Raw genomic sequence first — 17472 nt, 5'->3', positions numbered from 1 at the left:
CGCAGTTAGACACTCACCGCTGATGTGTCCTGGGGTGCATGTGGAGGAGCAGCATCTGATCCGTAGCACTACAGAGATCGGTTGGGGAGGGTCATACCGGTTGCTCGGGGGTGTCTGAGGGGGGTTGGTAATCAGAGGCGGTTGCTGAGCTTGTTGTATCTGGTCGCTGTACAGCCGCCGTCGCATGACGGGCGCGGGCGAGGTTGTTGCGGGCGCGCAAGGTGTCGGGGTGGTTCTCGCCCAGGATGCGCTCCCGGTCGGCCAGGACCCGCTCGGCGAGGTCGAGGGCGTCCTGGACACGTCCGGTATCGCTGTAGGAGACAGCGAGGTTGTTGCGGGCGGAGAGGGTGTCGGGGTGGTTCTCGCCCAGGATGCGCTCCCGGTCGGCCAGGACCCGCTCGCGGAGGTTCAGGGCGTCCTGGAGTCGTCCGGCATGGCTGTAGGAGAAAGCGAGGTTGTTGCGGGCGTTGAGGGTGTCGGGGTGGTTCTCGCCCAGGATCCGCTCCCGGTCGGCCAGGACCCGCTCGCGGAGGTTCAGGGCGTCCTGGAGTCGTCCGGCATGGCTGTAGGAGACAGCGAGGTTGTTGCGGGCGTCGAGGGTGTCGGGGTGGTCCTCGCCCAGGATCCGCTCCCGGTCGGCCAGGACCCGCTCGCCGAGGTCGAGGGCGTCCTGGACTCGTCCGGCATAACTGTAGGAGACAGCGAGGTTGTTGCGGGCGGAGAGGGTGTCGGGGTGGTCCTCGCCCAGGATCCGCTCGTAGTCGGCCAGGACCCGCTCGCCGAGGTCGAGGGCGTCCCGGACTCGTCCGGTATCGCTGTAGGAGACAGCGAGGTTGTTGCGGGCGTTGAGGGTGTCGGGGTGGTTCTCGCCCAGGATCCGCTCCCGGTCGGCCAGGACCCGCTCGGCGAGGTCGAGGGCGTCCTGGACACGTCCGGCAACGCCGTAGGAGTTGGCGAGGTTGTTGCGGGCTTCGAGGGTGGCGGGGTGGTCGTCGCCCAGGATGCGCTCCCGGTCGGCCAGGACCCGCTCGGCGAGGTCGAGGGCGTCCTGGAGTCGTCCGGCATTGCTGTAGGAGACAGCGAGGTTGTTGCGGGCGGAGAGGGTGGCGGGGTGGTCGTCGCCCAGGATGCGCTCCCGGTCGGCCAGGACCCGCTCGCGGAGGTTCAGGGCGTCCTGGAGTCGTCCGGCATGGCTGTAGGAGACAGCGAGGTTGTTGCGGGCGGAGAGGGTGTCGGGGTGGTTGGGGCCGTGGATGTCGTTGCTGTGATGAGCGGTTCTCTCGTCGTACTCGATGGCTTGCTGGTAAAGCCCCGCATCCGTGAGGCTGCTGCTGACCTGGTAAATGCAGGGGTGGGCTTCGGGCTGCCACAGGGCCGGGCGGGTGAGCTCATCGAGATGAACCGCATTGGCGCGCAGCGCGGCGGCGAGTTCTCGTTCCTCGTGGTCGTGGCGGGGCCACAGGCTCAGGATTGCGTCGGCTGCGGTACGGGCCATGGCCGGGAGCATGGAAGAAGGGACGGTTTCCCGTACCGCGCGGGCGGTCAAGGCGTGCATGCGGATGGGTGCGGTGGTGGTGTCCTGGTTGATCAGGGCGTAGGTGCGCAGGCTGTCCAGCGCACTGCGCACCTCGGTTTCCATTACGGCCGGATGGTGTCGGCGCAGCCAGCGGCGTTGTGGCGGACGGGCGGTACGCAGGTAACTAAGGACGGCGGGTGTGTTCCATGTCGTGGCGGGGTGGCCGAGGGGGTCCATGAGCGAGACAAGGTGCAGCAGGGGCCGGGCCAGAGCGCTGGGATCGGATTCTTGGGCTGCGTCGAGGGAGAGCAGCAGCGAGGCGGTTACGGGGCGTCCGTAGCCTTCGGTGTCGCCGCTTGGTGGGAGCAGATCGCCCAGGCGGCTGCTGGTGTCGCTCAGCAAGGTGAGGTAACCGCCCATCGTGCGCCGCTTGTTGATGAGGTAGGCGGCGGCGTGGCCGAGTGCGAGGGGGAGGTGGCCCAGTTCGGCGGCTATGTCTCCGGCTTGGGCGGGGTCGTGCAGGTGGGCGTGACCGGCGTCGGTGAGTCGGCGTTGGAGGTAGGCGCGGGACTCGGAATCTGTGTAGAGGCCGACCCTGAGTAGGGTGCGTCCCTGGCCGCTGAGTTGAGCGTCCTCGCGTCGGCTGGTTGCCAGGACCCAGCCGCGGCCGGCCCCGCTGTCGGGCCACCACTCCTGGACGGCGGCAGGGTCTGCCACATCGTCCAGCACCACCAGCCATCGCCGCCCGCTTACTGCAAGCCACCGCAGAAACAGCCGCGCCGCCCCGTCCTCATCGTCCGCGGACACTCCGGGAAGTTGTAACCGCCCGGCCGCTTCCGCATAGGCGCTGATGATCTGGTCGGTGCCCGTGGCACGCGCCCAGACAAGCACATCCAGCCCGGATTCATCGGTGCGTTCCTGGTCCCGCAGCTCCCGCGCCAACGACGCCGCGAGCTGGCTCTTGCCCACCCCGCCGGCGCCGGACAGCACCACGTCACTGCCCGCACTGCGCGCTTCCGTGGCCTTCTTGCGCACCCTCGTGCGGGGTTGGAAAGCTGCCGCCGGACGGGGCACATCCCCTACCCACAGCGGTAATTCGACCGGCGGCGCCTGTACCGGCGCGGGATGGACATGCATGTCCCCCGCCACCTGAGTCACATCCCTTAGTGCCCTGGCCTGCTGACGCGCACGGCGCTGCCCCGAACCCTCGACCACCATCCTTGGCCCCCTGTCGTCTCAGGCGCGGTTCCCGCCGACCTGATCGATGTCCCCCGTGCCGTCGGAACGCGCCTTCTGCCGTACGTCCTCACGCACCGCAGCACCAGGAGAAGCGGCGCCTGCGCCCGTACTGCCGCCGGTCTGCGTGATGCGACCTCCACCGCGTGCCGACTGCCGCACCCGCCGCACCCCCGCCCCGCCGGCCTGCGAGGCCCACCAGCCCAGCGCGGCCAGCACACCCGCCGCCACCACACCCGCCACCGGAGCGATCACATCCCACGGATCATCACCCTCGGACAGCACCGCCCACGGCACCGCCACCACAGCGAACGCCAGGGCCGAACCCCCCACCGCCAACATCCACCGAAGAAAAGCCTGCACAACCCACCCCGAGACAAGTCAGGCACATCCGGACCGACCATCCTGACACGCAGCCCATTCCCCCCACCGCACAAACCCGCGATCCCTCACCAGCCACCACGCCGCACCGCGCCACCGCAGACGGCGGAGCCTGATGGGCAAGGCGCGATCTGTCTTCTTGCCCTGGGTCTTGCCGGGGATCTTGGTGGGCTGGGTTTTTGCTGGTCAGGGGCGGTGGGTTCGCGCGCCTGGTGGTCGTCGTTGGTCGTCCTTGGCCACTGGTGAGCAGCTTTGGACGGCCGAGGGACGGCCCAGCTTTGGCCGCTGCGGGGCCTCGCTCGGCTGACGGCCGGCACCGTCGTCGCGGTCCGTCAGCCTCAGCCGACGAAAGCCCGCCACGACGGCGCGTCAGCCGACCGACCAGGCGCGCGTGTGCCTCGCTGCACCCCCACCGGCCTCAGCCACGGTATTAGTGCCGTCGGCCAGAGCCAGTCACAACGGCAGGCCCGTAAGAAACCACCAGAGGGCCCCGCAAAGCTCTACGCCTTTGGAAGCTCGTGTTGCCTACGGGTGGTTGCTGGGCCGACCTGGGCCGGAGCGAACGCTGACGACCTGGTCCTCCCCTACCTCCCGCAGTTCCCCGCACGATCTGGCACGTAGTCGGCACAGCCGGACGGCGAGGAGACGAGTGCCCTGCGTTGTTGTGTTGGTCAGCGCACCTCGGTGTCCGATCCAGCCAGTAACCTGTTGTGTCACGAGGTGCAAGGGGGCAAGCGCATGGTGCAAAATGATGGCACTCGCCGGATGGGTGTCACACTCACAGTAGATTCGGACACTGATCATGAAGAGTTGGATGCGCTGACGCAACAGTTGCGTGATCGGCTTCTTGAGCTAGAGGTGGACCGGGTCGAGCTGGAAAGGTCTCAAACTCCCCCAGCAGGTTCTAAGCCTGGCGAAGTTATAGCCCTAGGCTCTCTACTGGTAGTCGCGGCTCCCTTCGCGCTACGAAGCATCATTCGCCTATTGGAAAAGTGGATTGAGCATCGCCCAGTTCGAACCGTCAGCGTCACTCTTGGGGATGACAGTATCGAGCTTCAGGCCGTGTCATCAAAGGAACAGAGACGTTTGATTGAACTGTTCGTCTCACAACACGGGACGGATGCAATCGAACCTCAAGGCTCGTCGCAGCCATGACCGGTGACCGATTCGCCCTGCTAATCGCGACAGGCTCATATGATAGTGAGAGCTTGCAACAGCTGCGCTCCCCTATTAAGGACGTCGAAGGACTCGCAGCAGTTCTACAGGACAGGAGAATTGGGGACTTTGAAGTAACAACGGTCATTGATCGACAGCAGCATCAGGTTACCCGCGCGATTGAGCGCTTCTTTAACGACCGACGCAGAGATGACCTTCTCCTTATTCACATATCGGGCCACGGGATCAAGTCCGATAGGGGAGAGCTGTATTTTGCCGCCAGAAATACCGATCAGAAGCTACTGGCGTCAACAGCAATTTCCTCCACCTTTCTGCAAGCGCAGATGCAACGCTGTCGAGCCAAGTCGATCGTGCTACTGCTTGACTGTTGTTACAGCGGTGCATTTCTTCCTGGCGCCAAGGGAGATTCTGCGGTGCACGTGCGTGATGAACTGGCAGGACACGGGCGAGCAGTTATTACGGCGACAAACCGCACCGAGTACGCTTGGGAAGGTAACCACCTAAGCGAGCTGGAGCCGGAGCCGTCCCGGTTTACTGGAGCTCTTATTGAAGGTCTTCTATCGGGTGAGGCTGACAAAGATGCCGATGGGCTCGTATCTGTACAGGACCTTTACGAATACGTTTATGAACAACTCCAAAAATCTGGAGCAAAGCAGCGGCCCCAACTTTATTCAGAGATAGAGTATCGCGTGGTGGTAGCTCACTCGGTTCGAGGGGCTGAGCTTGAGCTAGAGGCCTTCAAGTCCAAAAAATTGATTCCGGAAGCCACTGAGGAGAAATCCACAAAGCTGACCGGTGAAGCAAGCGGGGTGGCTCCATCACGCACGGCCGACCAGCTGGTAGAGAATCTAAAGCGTTACCTACCCAACCCCATTCACCGGATCGAACTAAACGACCTCATCACCGGAACGACCAATCGCGTGATCGAGGCAGCTAACCCTCAGCAAAAGCCACTCGTTGGACCGGTGTTTGAGGAGAGTATTCGCGGCTACCGCGCAGACTGCGACACCCTCCTGCACCTGCTTGCTGCTGGCGTCTACTATGACGACGGCACTTATGATGCCCTGTGGCGGCGCACAATCGAGCGACTCTCACGCGTGCGCGACACGATTCCGGGGTCCTATAATGACGCCTTGGAGAAGTTGCGCCACTATCCAGCGCTCCTATCGGTCTGGGCAATGGGTTTGGCGGCAGTTCTGGCGAATCGCGAGGAATTCCTGCCGCACATTTTCGTCCAAGTAAGCTGGAATCAACCATTCGGCAAAATCCAGCGCCAGAGTCCGGCCAGTTACCTTAACCCTTTGCGCATCATTGAAACTGAACTCCTTCACGATATCTGCCATCCAAATAGCGGAGGGAAGTATATTTTTGTGCAGAGTCATTGGCTCCGCGACGAACTGCGGGAGCCGTTCCGTCAACTAGAGCCTAGTGATTCCGCTTATGCCCTAGCCTGCCATCGCTTCGAACTCATTGTTTCCATGATCGCAATGGATTCCGAGAATGAATTCTTGGCTAACCCGTGGCCAGGAGAGTTCCTTCTCGATTCGGCATGGGGGTATGAGGGCAAGGGAGTCGCGGTAGACATTTCAAGGGAAATTTCGCCATCGTGGCCCCTCATTGTGGGCGGCGCCTTTGATCGTGATATCAAGCGTGCCGAAAAATGCCTTGAGGCGTTGACTGAATACCGAGGTAGAGTGCAGCGCTGGTGACTAACGCGCATCCACGCTGTCACAGCACTGAGTGGTTCATGCCTGTATGGATAGGCCGCGGGCATGATTGTGAGGCGTAGCGGCTTTGGGAGGGCGTTTTCTTGGCGCGACCGATCATGACCCCGTAAGTCTGGCGACAAGTGGCTAAGAGCGCGGCCCGGCCCCCGGCCGGGCTGGAGCGGGGCGGAGACAGGAGCGCAGGCCCGGCCGGGGGCCGGGCCGTGCGCGGGGAGCGGAGCGAGCCGCCTTGAACCAGTAGAGAAAGTTTGAATCACGCGCTACTGGTGGCTTGTTGATCTTGGTTGTGCTCCTGCGCTGGATGCTGGGCCCTCGTGGTGTAGAACCCTGGGTATGGGGAGTGAGCGGCGAGAGCGGATGGCTGCGCTTGGGGCGCGTCTTCGTGCTCTGCGGGCAGATGCCGGTCTGACGGGTGCAGTTCTGGCGCAGCGAGCCGGTGTTGGGCAACCAACCGTGTCCAAGGTCGAGACCGGGCGGATGGTTCCCAGCTCCGATGTCCTCGACCGGCTCTCCCGGGCCCTGGGGCTCGATGAGCCGACCTCGGGTGAGGTGCGGGAACTCCTGGCCGCTGTGGAAGCGGCAGCTGTCACGGCTCCGCAGTCCGAGCCGGATGCGCTTCCCGGTGCCGTACTGGATGGTGCGATCCGCGGGGCCCGGGTCGTGCGCTCGTTTCAGTGTGTGGTGCTGCCAGCCATGCTTCAGAGTGCCGAGTATGCCCGTCACGTCTTCGCGAGTGCTCCCGATGCTGACCCCGAGTTCGTCGGCCGTGCCGTCGCTGCCCGTGTGGAGCGGCAGAGCGTTCTCTACGAGCCGGGCCGTGAGTCCGTGTTCGTCGTCAATGAAGGCGTGTTGCGGACCTGGCCCGGAACGCCGTCGCTCATGCTTGCCCAGCTTGACCGTCTGCTCGCTGTCGAGAGTCTGACCACTGTGCGGCTCGGAGTGATCCCGTGGGATCGGCCGGTACCGGTCATGCCCCGGCATGGCTTCACCCTGTGCGACCGGGGTGCCGTCGTGGTGGAGGCGTTCCGGGATGAGCGGGTCTCGCATGACGTGGATGACGTCGCCTCGTACGAGGAGGTGTTCGGTTCCTTCGAGGGTGCGGCCGTCTTCGGTGGTGAGGTGCGGGAACTGCTGTTGCGGGTGATGAAGGAGTTTCGCGGTCTGGCGGACACCGTCACTCCATAGAGGAATAATTCCTCTAGATGTCTTGGTTGTTGGTTCACTCGGGGAATACTCTGCCTCCTGTGCTGTCTAGCCCTCTAGACAAGGAGTCTTCCCATGTTCACCAAGTGGTGCCGTGCCTTCCCCGGGTTGCCGGAGCAGGTAGCCGAAGCCCGTCACTTCGTCGCCGCCCTCCTCCAGGAACGAAGCGTTGCCGAGGACGCGGTCCTGGTCGTGAGCGAACTCGCGACCAACGCCGTATGGCACACCCGCAGTGGCTCGGCGGGCGGCTGGTTCCTCGTGGTCGTCACCTTCCGGGCGGACTGCGTGCGCCTCGAAGTGGTCGACGAGGGTGGTGACAACGACCCGCAAATGCGCGATGCGGTCAGTCAAGGCGACGGCGGTCGCGGCTTGTGGCTCGTCTCGGCCTGCGCCAAGGACTGGGGCGTGAAGGAGGTCCCGAGCGGGCGCACCGTGTGGGCCGACATGGTCGGGGACGGCGCCTGATGGGAGTCGGTCTGGCTCCCGCCGTCCGCTGCCGCGTCGGTGGTGGCGGGTGAGCCCTCGGGGTGTACCTCGACGCAGATCCGGCTTCTACGTGATCGGCGCTCACTCGGGTCGCCTGCTTCCGCCTTTTCTGTCTAGGGGCCTAGACTTCGGAGGAGCCCTAGGAGGTGAAGGCATGTCGGACGAGTTGCGGCGGATCATGTCGATTGATGATCCGTACCTGCTCCTGCGTGAGGTCACGACCCGGTTGGCGGACGCTCAGCAGGAGGTGACAGAGCTGGCGCGGCTTCGCCGGCGCGTGGTCCAGGATCTCCATGCGCAAGGGCTCTCGTACGCGCAGATCGCTGAGAAGGCTGGTCTGAGCCGTGGTCGGATTCATCAGATCCGCCACACTGGCCCGGCCCCCGAAGGTGCCTTCTTCGGCGCGGGCATCGTCACGGTGGTCACTCCGCTGCGGCGCGTGGACGACGTGAAGAAGCGCACGGTCGTCGCCATGGACGACATGAACTCGGGCAAGCGTCTTGAGGACCTGGCGAAGTCGTACAGCCTCGATGTGGCTACCGGCAACGTGCTCGTGAGCGGTGAAGTCAACCTCAACCGAGACGGGCTGATCGTCGTCTGCGGCCCGGGTATGTCCGAGGACATGCGCCAGCTGTACGCCCAGGACCCGGTTCTCAGCTGGCAGCACGAGGACGGCGAACCCTGGACACTGCTGGACCGGCGCACCGGGACTGTTCACCGCTCCGGGCAGGACGGTGATCCAGCTCGCCCGCACGACGTGGGATACCTCGGCCGGCTGCCCCGCCCGGACGGCAAGGGGTCGGTGCTCGCCATTGCCGGTATCCACACCCAAGGCTCCCTCGGGGCGGTCCAGTTGCTGGCGTCGGATCTCAATGCCCTGTGGGGGCAGGTCGGTGAGCGCCGGTTCTCCACGCTGGTCGGAGTCGAGTACGACCCTGAGACCAGCGAGCCGCAGTCCGTAGAGCTGGTCTGCCCGCTGTACCTGCATGACGAGGAGAGTGAGGCGTGAGAGTCGCCCTTGGCTCCCGCCCCTCCGAACCAGGCCAGAAAAACGAGGACTTCGCCGCTGTCGCGCCCGGTGCTGCCGTGCTCCTTGACGGAGCCGGGGTGGCGGGGGCTGAGACCGGCTGCGTGCACAGCATCGCGTGGTTCTCCGGGACCCTGGGCGCGTTGTTGCTACGAGCCGTCACCGCGGATCCGCAACGCCCCCTCGCCGACTGCCTTGCCGACTCCATCGCCTCGGTTCGATCCCTGCACGGCGACAGCTGTGACCTGACCTACCGGGCGAGTCCGACCAGTACGGTCGTGGCGGTCCGCGCCGGTGACAAGGAACTGGAGTACCTCGTCCTAGGCGACTCCTCCCTGCTGCTCGACGAGACGGGCGGGGGCTGCTCGGTCGTCACTGACCGGCGCCTGGACGAGGTCGGCGAGTCCCTTCGGGGCCCGGTCGACGCACATCCCACCGGCTCATCCGAACACGCTGCCGCGCTGGCCGAGTATCGCGACGCGCTGACCGGTCTACGCAACCGGCCGGGCGGCTTCTGGATCGCCGGCCCCGACCCTCGGGCGGCTGAGCACGCACTGACCGGGTCTGTGCCGCTCGACTCCCTCGACTCCGTGAGTCTGCTGAGCGACGGGGCCACGCGGCTCGTGGACCGCTTCGAACTCGCCGATTGGGCAACGGTGTTGGACATCCTCAACACGTCAGGGCCGGACGAGCTGATCCGCATGGTCCGAGAGGCCGAAGCTGGGGACCCGCACGGTCGGTGCTGGCCGCGCGGCAAGGCTCAGGACGATGCGACGGCCCTTCACTGGGTACTCGCCTGAGGCACACTTCCGTGTGACTCGTCCGGGGCGGCCTCGTCGAGATAGTTCGCGCGTCCGTTGTCGTCGACCTCGAAGGTCCCGTCAGGGATGATGCAGAACTCGTTGCCCTCGGGGTCCGCCATCACCAGGAACCCGCCGTCGTCGTACTGATCCAGTCTGCGCCCGCCGAGCGTCTCCACCCGCTGCTGCTCGCCGGCTGGGTTGGGTGAGGTGATGTCGAAGTGCATGCGGTTCTTGCCCGACTTGGGCTCGTTGGTCTGCTGAAAGCCCAAGCCAAGGCCGTTCTCTCGCCGGAGCCATACGTACGGGCCCATGCGACCCACGACCGGCCTGCCGAGCAACTCGGACCAGAACGCAGCGAGTTCCTCGGGGGCGCTGGCCTCGATGATGAGGGCATTGACCTGCATAGGGGAGTGAGCCATGCCCACGATCCTCTCAGTAGGCGCAGGGTCATCCGCTGAAGTGTTGATCGCATAGAAGATTCCGTATACCCCCCTAGACAGTTGATGGGTCGTCGGGTTACCGTTGGCGTCAACCCCCCTAGACGGTTCGGGCGGGGTCATCCTCCTGCTGTCTAGGGGGGTATCCAGACCGGATCGGCGTCGAGAAAGGCGCCATCAACCAAGTGAGGTTCGAAGAATGCGTGTCATCCCCGTAGACACTTCCGCCGCGACGCTGCTGGTCACCAAGCTGCCCGAGACCAAGGTCAAGGACCGTCAGACTGGCGAGATCGCTATGGACCCGGTGAGCAACGCCCGGCTCATGGTGCTGGAGCTGGTGTTCATCGCATCGGGTGGCTCCGACATGATCAAGGTGACGGTGCCGGAGCCGGGCATCGGTGAGGGTCTGGTCATGGGCGCCCCGGTCGTCCTGTCCGGCCTGGTGGCCCGGCCCTGGGAGAGCGAGTTCGGCGGCCGGGCCCGCCACGGCATCGCCTACCGGGCCGACGCCGTCATGGTCAACGTTCCGACCTCGGTGCAGGGCTGAGCACCATGACCGATTCCGTCTGGACACTGATCCTGGTGCTGCTGGTACTGGCCGCGCTGCTCGTGTTGCGTCGGCGGACGCCGGTCCTGTTCTGGTGGCTCGTCGGGTACCCGGTCATCGCCCTGCGCGTGCTCGCCTCGTACCGGGCGACCATGGACGCCTGCGGCTTGACGGTTCCGGCTTCGGCCGTCCGCCGGGCCACGGCCCGGATGATCGGGCGGGAAGCGGCTCCGGTGCCGCCTCGCCGGTCCCTGCCCCGCCCGACCGGGGCCGGCCTCGTGATGCAGTTGCGTATGGCGGCCGGGCAGGCGCCCGAAGACTTCACCGCCTCGGCCGACCGGCTACGCCACGCCTGGGGCGCGCACGCCGTGCACATCCGCCCCACCAAGCCGGGACGCCTCGAACTGCGCCTGATCGGCTGGGATGTGCTCTCCGACGTACGCCCTGCCCGTCGCTGGCGGGGGAGTGGACCGCTCACTCTCCCGCTGGCATTGCGGGAAGACGGTCACTGGCACGTACGGGACTTCCGCACCGTGCCGCACGAACTGATCCTCGGCGCCACGCAGTCCGGCAAGTCTGTCTACCTGCGCAACCTGCTGTGCGGACTGGCCCGGCAACCCGTCGCCCTCGTCGGCATCGACTGCAAGTGGGGTGTCGAACTGGCGCCTTTCGCGCCCCGCCTGTCGGCCCTCGCCGACACCTCGGACCGTGCCAACGACATCCTTGACGCCCTCCTGGAGGAGATGGAGGCACGGTTCCGGCTCATCGGCCTGTCGAGCGTGGCCGGTCCGGACGCCGTGCTCACCTCCGACGTGTGGGGGCTGCCGGACGAGGTACGGCCGGTGCCGGTCGTGGTCGTCGTCGACGAGGTCGCGGAACTCTTCCTCGCCGCCAGTCGCGACGACGAGAAGCGACGCGATGCCATGGTCACCAAGCTCATCCGCCTCGCCCAGCTTGGCCGCGCGGCCGGCATCTACCTGGAAGTCTGCGGGCAGCGCTTCGGCTCCGAACTCGGCAAGGGCGCCACCATGCTCCGCGCCCAGCTCACCGGCCGTATCTGCCACCGCGTCAACGACGAGACCTCCGCCAATATGGCGCTCGCCGACATTGCCCCCGAAGCGGCCCTCGCCGCAACGTCCATTCCGGCCGTACGGCCTGGGGTCGCGGTCGTCGGCGACTCCTCCGGCGGCTGGTGCCGCGTCCGCTCGCCCCACCTCACCCTCGACGAAGCGGCGGCCATCTGCCGCGACACCTCGGCCCTGGTCCCGGACCTGCCCCGGCTCGCCTCCTTCCGCCCCGCCCTCGCCGCGACGCCGGTCGAGTCGGCCCCGGTCGCCGTACCTGCCCCGCCCACCACGCGCCCGGTCACCGAGTAGCGCACCCCCTCCTCCCACGGTCGGCGTGACCGCCTCACGCCAAGGTCCCTACCCCTCCCATGCCGAAAACAGGAAGGAAGACGAGCCGATGCGCGCCCAACTTGCCCGCCTGGACGCCGTGATCATCCAAGCCGTCATCGCGGGCGCCCTGTCCTTCTCCCACCTCCACGACCTCGCCGAAGCGGCCGGACAGGGCGGCTGGAAGGCATGGGCCTACCCGATCAGCGTTGACCTCCTGCTGGTCGCCGCCTGGCGTCGGATGCGCGAACAACAGCGGGCCGGACAGCCCTCCGGGGGCCCGCGGCTGTGGTTCCTTGTCGCCCTGGCAGCATCCCTTGGCGCCAACGTCGCCACCGCCGGGCTCCTCGACCTGGACCACGTACCCGCCTGGCTCTGCGTCGTGGTCGCGGGCTGGCCGGCCGTCGCCTTCTTCGGCGGAACCCTCCTCGCCCACGCACCACACCACACCCAGAAAGCACCAGAGGTCCCGGCCCCGTCGACGACCGGCCTGCACGACCAATCGACCACCGCCCCCGTCGCCGTCGACATGGCCGACCGGGACGCGCTCCCGGCATTGCCCACTGAGCCCGACCCCACCCCTCAGCCCACCACCGCCGAACCGGTGACCGATCTCGTCCCCGCTCCGGCCCCGGCGCCCGTGCCCGCCGTCGCGCTCCCTCCCGCCCTCGTCGACCGCGTCCGCGCCCTGGCCGATGAACACCACTCGGCCACCGGCCACCCGGCCGACCCCGACGCCGTACGCGCCCGACTCGGCCTGCCCCCGTCCATGACGGCATCCGTCGCCGCCCACCTCTGAGAAAGAGGAGCCCGCCATGAACCGGCGCTTCCGCAACGTCCGCCGTATCGGCCCCGTGAACGTCGCCTCGTTCGTTGAGCGCGGCAAGAACCGCCACTTGGCCGCCTGCACCGCGCCCCGCTGCGACTTCTCCGCCGAGTACGACTCCCGCGCTGCCGCTGAACTCGCCGCCCGCACCCACCGCTGCTCGCCCTGACCTGACAGGAGATCAACCCCCATGGACGTACCGCTCTGGCTCGCCCTGCTCTGCGTCGGGGTCCTGGGCGTCAAGCTCATCCGCCCGCCCTGGTGGCTCATCGCCGTGCTGCTCCTCGGCGGCTACCTCATCGCAGACAGCCTGCTCGCCCCCGTCATCAACTCCCTCGTCAAGTAGCCACCGAAGGAGACCCGCCCATGTTCCATCCGAAGATCCCGACCATGCCCCAGCCGACCGGCCTGGTCACCCCGCCCGCAGTCGTCGAGCCGGCCACCGTCGCCCCTGCCGCCCAAATCCCGCAGCTGGCTCCCGCCGCCGCTCCGGCCCCCTCCCGGCCCGCTATCCAGCTCACCCCCGGAACCGCGATCGCCCTTGTCGGCGGCGGCACCGCCGTGGTCCTGGTCGTCGGCGCGGTCCTCGTCTCCATGCTCCTCGCCGTCGCCATCACGGCCACCTCGACCGCCGTCTGCGCCGTCGTCATCCGTTCCCTCCTCACCCGGCGCTGACTCAACGGCTCCACCTGCGCTCAGCCTGCCCACACTGTCTAGCCCCCTGGACGGTGTGGGCGGCGGGCGCGAAGACCCTGATCCCTGGCAGGAGGAACCCGCACATGCACCCCCCGGCTCCCCTCGGAGCCATCCGCCACCTGACCACCCTCGCCCGACACGGCGACCTCGGCGCCTACGCCCGCCAGGTCCAGCGCCTCGGCGGCTGCGAGCGGCCCGTACGGATGGAGGGCCACCGGCTCGACGTCCACGCCGCAACGGGTGAGATCGTCCGCGAGATCGTTGATACCGACCTCCCGGCCGGTCAGCTCCTCATCCGCTGCAACAACCGCCGGGCCACCCGGTGCGCCACCTGCGCCGAGGTGTACCGCAAGGACACATTCCACCTCGTCACTGCCGGACTCAGCGGCGGCAAGGGCATCGGCCCAGCCGTCGCAGAACACCCGCGCGTCTTCGCCACCTTCACCGCCCCCTCCTTCGGCCCCGTCCACAACCGCCCCGGCGGCGGCCGGTGCCGCTGCGGACGACTCCACCCCGACGACGACCCCGCACTCGGCACACCCCTGGACCCCGACCGCTACGACTACCGCGCCGCAGTCCTCTGGAACGCCCACGCGGGAGCCCTCTGGGCCCGCTTCACTACCTACCTGCGCCAACAGCTCGCCGCCCGAGCCGGCCTCACCCGCTCGGAGCTCCGCGACAACCTCAAGGTCTCGTACGCCAAGGTCGCCGAGTACCAGCAACGCGGCGCTGTCCACTTCCACGCCGTCATCCGCCTCGACGGCCCCGACGGCGCCGAAGACACCCCACCGTCCTGGGCAACGACCGAACTCCTCGCCGACACCATCCGCACGTCAGCGCGCCTTGCCGAAGCCCCTGGCCCTGTCCTGGACGCACGCCCCTACACCTTCCGCTTCGGCAAACAGCTCGACGTCCGTCCCATCCGCTCGGCCGACTTCGCGGGCACCTCGGAACTCTCCAGCCGCGCCGTCGCCTCGTACATCGCGAAGTACGCGACCAAGGGCGCCGAGACGGCCGGCACCCTCGACCGCCCCATTCGCAACCCAATCACCGACCTGATCGGCTCCGGCGTCACCGACCACGCCCGACAGCTGATCCTCACCTGCTGGCACCTCGGCGCCCGCCCCGAACTCGAAGCCCTCCGCCTGCGCAAGTGGGCCCACATGCTCGGCTTCCGCGGCCACTTCTCCACCAAGTCCCGCGCCTACTCCGTCACCCTCGGCGCCCTCCGCCAGGAACGCGCCGACCACAACGAAGCCCTCACCCGCGCACGCGCCGCCGAAGCGGGCCGCCCGATGCCTGACCCGGACACCGTGCTCGTCCTCTCGCACTGGAGCTTCGCCGGCACTGGTCTGACCGCTGCTGAGACCTGGTTCGCCACCTCACGGCGACCCGCTGTCCCCGACACGGAAGGAGACTCGGCGTGGATCGCCGACGAGACGAACTGATGACTGTCCCGCAGGTCCTCACCGAGCTGGGTGGAATCTCCCGCCGCACCTTCTACCGCTGGCGTGAGCTGGGACAGGCTCCGGAAGCGATCAAGCTCCCGAACGGTGAACTCCGCTTCTGGCGCAGTGACTTCACCGCGTGGCTTCACGGACTCGGGGAGGCGGCGTGAAGTCGCATGACGTGAAGGTGTGGAGCATCCGTAAGCGGCCGTACAAGACGCCGTCCTACGACGTGCGATGGAAGGTCGGCGATGTCCCGCCGTTCTCCGAGACCTTCCGAACGAAGGCACTCGCCGACAACTTCCGCGCGAAGCTGCTTCGGGCTGCGCAAAAGGGCGAGGCATTCGACACCGAAACCGGGCTGCCGGACTCCATGGCACCGGTCAAAGAGTCCCTCTCCTGGTACGACTTCGCGCGGGCGTACGTCGCCATGAAGTGGCCGCATGCTGCCCCGAACTCGCGAGACAGCCTGAACGAGACGATGACGCTCGTCACCACTCAGCTCCTGGGCGACCGGCCCGGTCGTCCGGCAGACGATGTGTTGCGGCGTGCCCTGCGCGGCTGGGCCTTCGTCGTCCAGGCCCCGGACGAGGAGGCGCCGCCAGTGGACATCGCCAATGCCCTCCGCTGGGTTGCCAAAGCCTCGCTGTCGCTGGCCACGCTCAAGAATGCGGCAGATATCCGCAGCGTTCTCGACTCGCTCAAGCTCACGTTGTCCGGGGCCCCGGCTGCCGCTGAGACGGTGCGGCGCAAGCGGGCCGTCCTGTTCAACGCCCTGGCCTATGCGGTCGAGCTGGGGGAGCTTCCGGAGAACCCGGTCACGCTCGTGAAGTGGAAGCTGCCGAAGGTGACCAAGGAAGTAGACCGCCGAGTCGTGGTGAACCCGCGGCAAGCTGCTGAACTCCTTGGCGCTGTCTCGTACGTCGGTGGCTACCGTCGCGCTCGTGGGCGCCGCCTGGTCGCGCTTTTCGCCTGCATGTACTTCGGTGGGCTTCGGCCAGCGGAAGCGGTGGCGCTGCGTCGTCCGGACTGCACGCTGCCAGAAACCGGGTGGGGCTCGTTGATCCTTGAGAAGAGCCGCCCCACCGTCGGTAAGCGTTGGACTGGCACGGGGGAGGTGCACGACAACCGCGGGCTCAAGAACCGTCCCGCGAACGAGACCCGCATCGTTCCGATTCCGCCCCGTCTCGTCCGCATCCTGCTCGCTCACATTGAGGAGTTCGGTACGGCCAAGGACGGCCGGCTGTTCGCCAACGAACGTGGGGGAGTGGTCGCCTCCACCACGTACTGGCGTGTCTGGGACGAGGCGCGGCACCTGGCGCTCACCCCGGAGCAGGTGGCCTCGCCGCTCGCCGCCCGCCCGTACGACCTGCGGCACGCCGCGCTCTCCTCGTGGCTCAACGCCGGCGTCGACCCCACCGAGGTTGCCGAGCGTGCGGGCAACAGTGTGGAGGTGCTCCTGAGCCGCTACGCGAAGTGCCTCGATGGTCGCCAAGACGTCGCCAACCGCCGGATCGCCGAACTCCTCGGGGAGGACGACGGCCAGGAGACAGAGCCCGGCGACAGGCCCTGATCCCGACGCACCCACCTGCGGCATGATGGCCCCTGGACTACGGTCCGGGGGTCTCGTCGTTTTCCGTGGCTGGCCTGCGGATTCCTACCCTGCGGCCAGTCCACGCACGTGGTGGTCGGCCATGTGTCACTGCTCCGGGTCGTCGATCAAGTCGATGGACTCAGGGGTATGCATCCCGCGCCCGCCACCCAGGTTCCATGCGACGACATCCAGAATGCGCAGCACGCTCACGTCGTGCGGGGCCCAGCTCAACAGTGCCTTCCACGCATCAGGCTGTCCGTCCAAGTCGCGCGCCACGGCGTCGCCGAGAAGTGGGAAGAACTCCGCCCAGGTACGTTGGGGGGACTTCTTGATCGGATACCGAGCACCGGGCCCGCAGTAGCAGGCGTAGACCTGGGTGTCGTAGAGCGGCAGGAACAGCGGGCGCTTGCGGTGCATGATCTTCATCAGAATCGTTCCACCTACCCCCCGGAGCAGGGCTGGGTCGTCGAGCAGCCCGCCAATGCGCCGCAACGGCTCCGTGTGCACGCCGGAGGCGACCGCATCTTGCAGCGTGAGTCTCGGTGGAATCGCCGCTAGCACTGCCTCCAGGTCCGGGCGCACGGCTTGGAGGTTGAGGACGGCATGAAGTTTCGGCGCGACGTTCAGCAGTACCGGTGCCAGCAGGTCTCCGTCGTTGAGTTCGTTCGGCCCACTTCCGGTGTTCATCCGGTCGTAGGCCGGGAACGCATACGGTCTGCCCTTTGCGGCGACTGCGGCCGCCCGGTTCGCCTCGGCATCGAAGTACTGCCGTATCCACTGCGTGGCCTGGTCCACAACCACGCTTCGGCCGCCGACACACAAGGTCTCCCGGCTCATGCCCTCCCCGCCCTGACCGCACATGCGGCAGGGGCAAGCTATCAGGCACGGGGTACCACGACGGGCCCTGATTCCGGACGTACCTGGCTGCGACATGATGGCCCCGGGCTGCGTCCCGGGCCTCGTCGTTTTCCCTGG

General features: G+C 66.9%; 19 protein-coding genes. 15 read left to right on the top strand and 4 right to left on the bottom strand.

The window, feature by feature from the left end:
* Positions 1–91 precede the first annotated feature (91 nt).
* Both ACWCRJ_RS17305 and ACWCRJ_RS17300 read right to left on the bottom strand, forming a co-directional pair.
* Entirely contained in the window at positions 92–2551 is a 2460-nt protein-coding gene (locus ACWCRJ_RS17305; RefSeq protein WP_450940052.1) for a tetratricopeptide repeat protein, read from the bottom strand.
* Positions 2552–2752: 201 nt separating this feature from the next.
* Complete coding sequence (locus ACWCRJ_RS17300) at positions 2753–3094, bottom strand: hypothetical protein (RefSeq protein ID WP_450940051.1); 342 nt, start codon at positions 3092–3094, stop codon at positions 2753–2755.
* A gap of 723 nt (positions 3095–3817) precedes the next feature.
* Here ACWCRJ_RS17300 and ACWCRJ_RS17295 point away from each other — a divergent pair.
* The 6 genes from ACWCRJ_RS17295 (at position 3818) to ACWCRJ_RS17270 (ending at position 9552) form a co-directional block, all read left to right on the top strand.
* Positions 3818–4288: an effector-associated constant component EACC1 gene (locus ACWCRJ_RS17295; RefSeq protein ID WP_450940050.1), complete on the top strand. Its 471-nt coding sequence runs from the start codon at positions 3818–3820 to the stop codon at positions 4286–4288.
* Positions 4285–6018, top strand: coding sequence for a caspase family protein (locus ACWCRJ_RS17290; protein ID WP_450940049.1), 1734 nt, complete (start codon positions 4285–4287; stop codon positions 6016–6018). The genes ACWCRJ_RS17295 and ACWCRJ_RS17290 overlap by 4 nt, the downstream gene beginning before the upstream one ends.
* Before the next feature lie 351 nt (positions 6019–6369).
* Positions 6370–7221, top strand: coding sequence for a helix-turn-helix domain-containing protein (locus ACWCRJ_RS17285; RefSeq protein WP_450940048.1), 852 nt, complete (start codon positions 6370–6372; stop codon positions 7219–7221).
* Between the two features lie 93 nt (positions 7222–7314).
* The gene (locus ACWCRJ_RS17280) at positions 7315–7704 is read left to right on the top strand and encodes an ATP-binding protein (RefSeq protein WP_450940047.1); all 390 of its coding nucleotides are present in this window, start codon (positions 7315–7317) and stop codon (positions 7702–7704) included.
* 175 nt (positions 7705–7879) lie between these two features.
* A complete protein-coding gene (locus ACWCRJ_RS17275; protein ID WP_450940046.1) occupies positions 7880–8734 on the top strand; it encodes a sigma factor-like helix-turn-helix DNA-binding protein in 855 nt (284 codons plus the stop codon).
* A complete protein-coding gene (locus ACWCRJ_RS17270) occupies positions 8731–9552 on the top strand; it encodes an integrase (protein ID WP_450940045.1) in 822 nt (273 codons plus the stop codon). Before ACWCRJ_RS17275 ends, ACWCRJ_RS17270 begins: the two co-directional genes overlap by 4 nt.
* On the opposite strand, the gene ACWCRJ_RS17265 is transcribed toward ACWCRJ_RS17270, so the two are convergent.
* On the bottom strand, positions 9534–9974 hold the full coding sequence (locus ACWCRJ_RS17265; protein ID WP_450940044.1) for a VOC family protein: 441 nt from the start codon (positions 9972–9974) through the stop codon (positions 9534–9536). The genes ACWCRJ_RS17270 and ACWCRJ_RS17265 overlap by 19 nt on opposite strands.
* Positions 9975–10191: 217 nt before the next feature.
* Here ACWCRJ_RS17265 and ACWCRJ_RS17260 point away from each other — a divergent pair, with 217 nt between their 5' ends.
* The 9 genes from ACWCRJ_RS17260 (at position 10192) to ACWCRJ_RS17220 (ending at position 16476) form a co-directional block, all read left to right on the top strand.
* Positions 10192–10539: an SCO3933 family regulatory protein gene (locus ACWCRJ_RS17260; protein WP_450940043.1), complete on the top strand. Its 348-nt coding sequence runs from the start codon at positions 10192–10194 to the stop codon at positions 10537–10539.
* Between the two features lie 5 nt (positions 10540–10544).
* Entirely contained in the window at positions 10545–11915 is a 1371-nt protein-coding gene (locus ACWCRJ_RS17255) for an FtsK/SpoIIIE domain-containing protein (protein WP_450940042.1), read from the top strand.
* 88 nt (positions 11916–12003) lie between these two features.
* Entirely contained in the window at positions 12004–12732 is a 729-nt protein-coding gene (locus ACWCRJ_RS17250) for a DUF2637 domain-containing protein (RefSeq protein WP_450940041.1), read from the top strand.
* A 16-nt stretch (positions 12733–12748) separates the two neighbouring features.
* Positions 12749–12928 (top strand): mobile element transfer protein, encoded by a 180-nt coding sequence (locus ACWCRJ_RS17245; RefSeq protein ID WP_037728579.1) that lies wholly within the window; start codon positions 12749–12751, stop codon positions 12926–12928.
* 21 nt (positions 12929–12949) lie between these two features.
* Positions 12950–13105 (top strand): hypothetical protein, encoded by a 156-nt coding sequence (locus ACWCRJ_RS17240; RefSeq protein ID WP_097249362.1) that lies wholly within the window; start codon positions 12950–12952, stop codon positions 13103–13105.
* Positions 13106–13125: 20 nt separating this feature from the next.
* Complete coding sequence (locus tag ACWCRJ_RS17235) at positions 13126–13434, top strand: SpdD-like protein (RefSeq protein ID WP_450940040.1); 309 nt, start codon at positions 13126–13128, stop codon at positions 13432–13434.
* Positions 13435–13538: 104 nt separating this feature from the next.
* Positions 13539–14903: a replication initiator gene (locus ACWCRJ_RS17230; RefSeq protein ID WP_450940039.1), complete on the top strand. Its 1365-nt coding sequence runs from the start codon at positions 13539–13541 to the stop codon at positions 14901–14903.
* Positions 14903–15073: a helix-turn-helix transcriptional regulator gene (locus tag ACWCRJ_RS17225; RefSeq protein WP_005480293.1), complete on the top strand. Its 171-nt coding sequence runs from the start codon at positions 14903–14905 to the stop codon at positions 15071–15073. Before ACWCRJ_RS17230 ends, ACWCRJ_RS17225 begins: the two co-directional genes overlap by 1 nt.
* The gene (locus ACWCRJ_RS17220) at positions 15070–16476 is read left to right on the top strand and encodes a tyrosine-type recombinase/integrase (RefSeq protein ID WP_450940038.1); all 1407 of its coding nucleotides are present in this window, start codon (positions 15070–15072) and stop codon (positions 16474–16476) included. Before ACWCRJ_RS17225 ends, ACWCRJ_RS17220 begins: the two co-directional genes overlap by 4 nt.
* A gap of 126 nt (positions 16477–16602) precedes the next feature.
* Here the strand turns inward: ACWCRJ_RS17220 and ACWCRJ_RS17215 are convergent, their stop codons facing one another.
* On the bottom strand, positions 16603–17334 hold the full coding sequence (locus tag ACWCRJ_RS17215) for a DUF6308 family protein (RefSeq protein WP_450940037.1): 732 nt from the start codon (positions 17332–17334) through the stop codon (positions 16603–16605).
* Positions 17335–17472 lie beyond the last annotated feature (138 nt).

Source organism: Streptomyces sp. NPDC002324 (assembly GCF_053593335.1).
Note: the sequence above shows the minus strand (reverse complement) of the source record. Positions and strands in the feature narration are given on the sequence as shown.

Bases quoted from the DNA above. Each gene is read 5' to 3' on its own strand.
- ACWCRJ_RS17300 (WP_450940051.1), bottom strand. From the start codon at position 3,094: ATGTTGGCGGTGGGGGGTTCGGCCCTGGCGTTCGCTGTGGTGGCGGTG.
- ACWCRJ_RS17290 (WP_450940049.1), top strand. From the start codon at position 4,285: ATGACCGGTGACCGATTCGCCCTGCTAATCGCGACAGGCTCATATGAT.
- ACWCRJ_RS17285 (WP_450940048.1), top strand. From the start codon at position 6,370: ATGGGGAGTGAGCGGCGAGAGCGGATGGCTGCGCTTGGGGCGCGTCTT.
- ACWCRJ_RS17280 (WP_450940047.1), top strand. From the start codon at position 7,315: ATGTTCACCAAGTGGTGCCGTGCCTTCCCCGGGTTGCCGGAGCAGGTA.
- ACWCRJ_RS17275 (WP_450940046.1), top strand. From the start codon at position 7,880: ATGTCGGACGAGTTGCGGCGGATCATGTCGATTGATGATCCGTACCTG.
- ACWCRJ_RS17265 (WP_450940044.1), bottom strand. From the start codon at position 9,974: ATGGCTCACTCCCCTATGCAGGTCAATGCCCTCATCATCGAGGCCAGC.
- ACWCRJ_RS17260 (WP_450940043.1), top strand. From the start codon at position 10,192: ATGCGTGTCATCCCCGTAGACACTTCCGCCGCGACGCTGCTGGTCACC.
- ACWCRJ_RS17255 (WP_450940042.1), top strand. From the start codon at position 10,545: ATGACCGATTCCGTCTGGACACTGATCCTGGTGCTGCTGGTACTGGCC.
- ACWCRJ_RS17250 (WP_450940041.1), top strand. From the start codon at position 12,004: ATGCGCGCCCAACTTGCCCGCCTGGACGCCGTGATCATCCAAGCCGTC.
- ACWCRJ_RS17245 (WP_037728579.1), top strand. From the start codon at position 12,749: ATGAACCGGCGCTTCCGCAACGTCCGCCGTATCGGCCCCGTGAACGTC.
- ACWCRJ_RS17240 (WP_097249362.1), top strand. From the start codon at position 12,950: ATGGACGTACCGCTCTGGCTCGCCCTGCTCTGCGTCGGGGTCCTGGGC.
- ACWCRJ_RS17235 (WP_450940040.1), top strand. From the start codon at position 13,126: ATGTTCCATCCGAAGATCCCGACCATGCCCCAGCCGACCGGCCTGGTC.
- ACWCRJ_RS17230 (WP_450940039.1), top strand. From the start codon at position 13,539: ATGCACCCCCCGGCTCCCCTCGGAGCCATCCGCCACCTGACCACCCTC.
- ACWCRJ_RS17225 (WP_005480293.1), top strand. From the start codon at position 14,903: ATGACTGTCCCGCAGGTCCTCACCGAGCTGGGTGGAATCTCCCGCCGC.
- ACWCRJ_RS17215 (WP_450940037.1), bottom strand. From the start codon at position 17,334: ATGAGCCGGGAGACCTTGTGTGTCGGCGGCCGAAGCGTGGTTGTGGAC.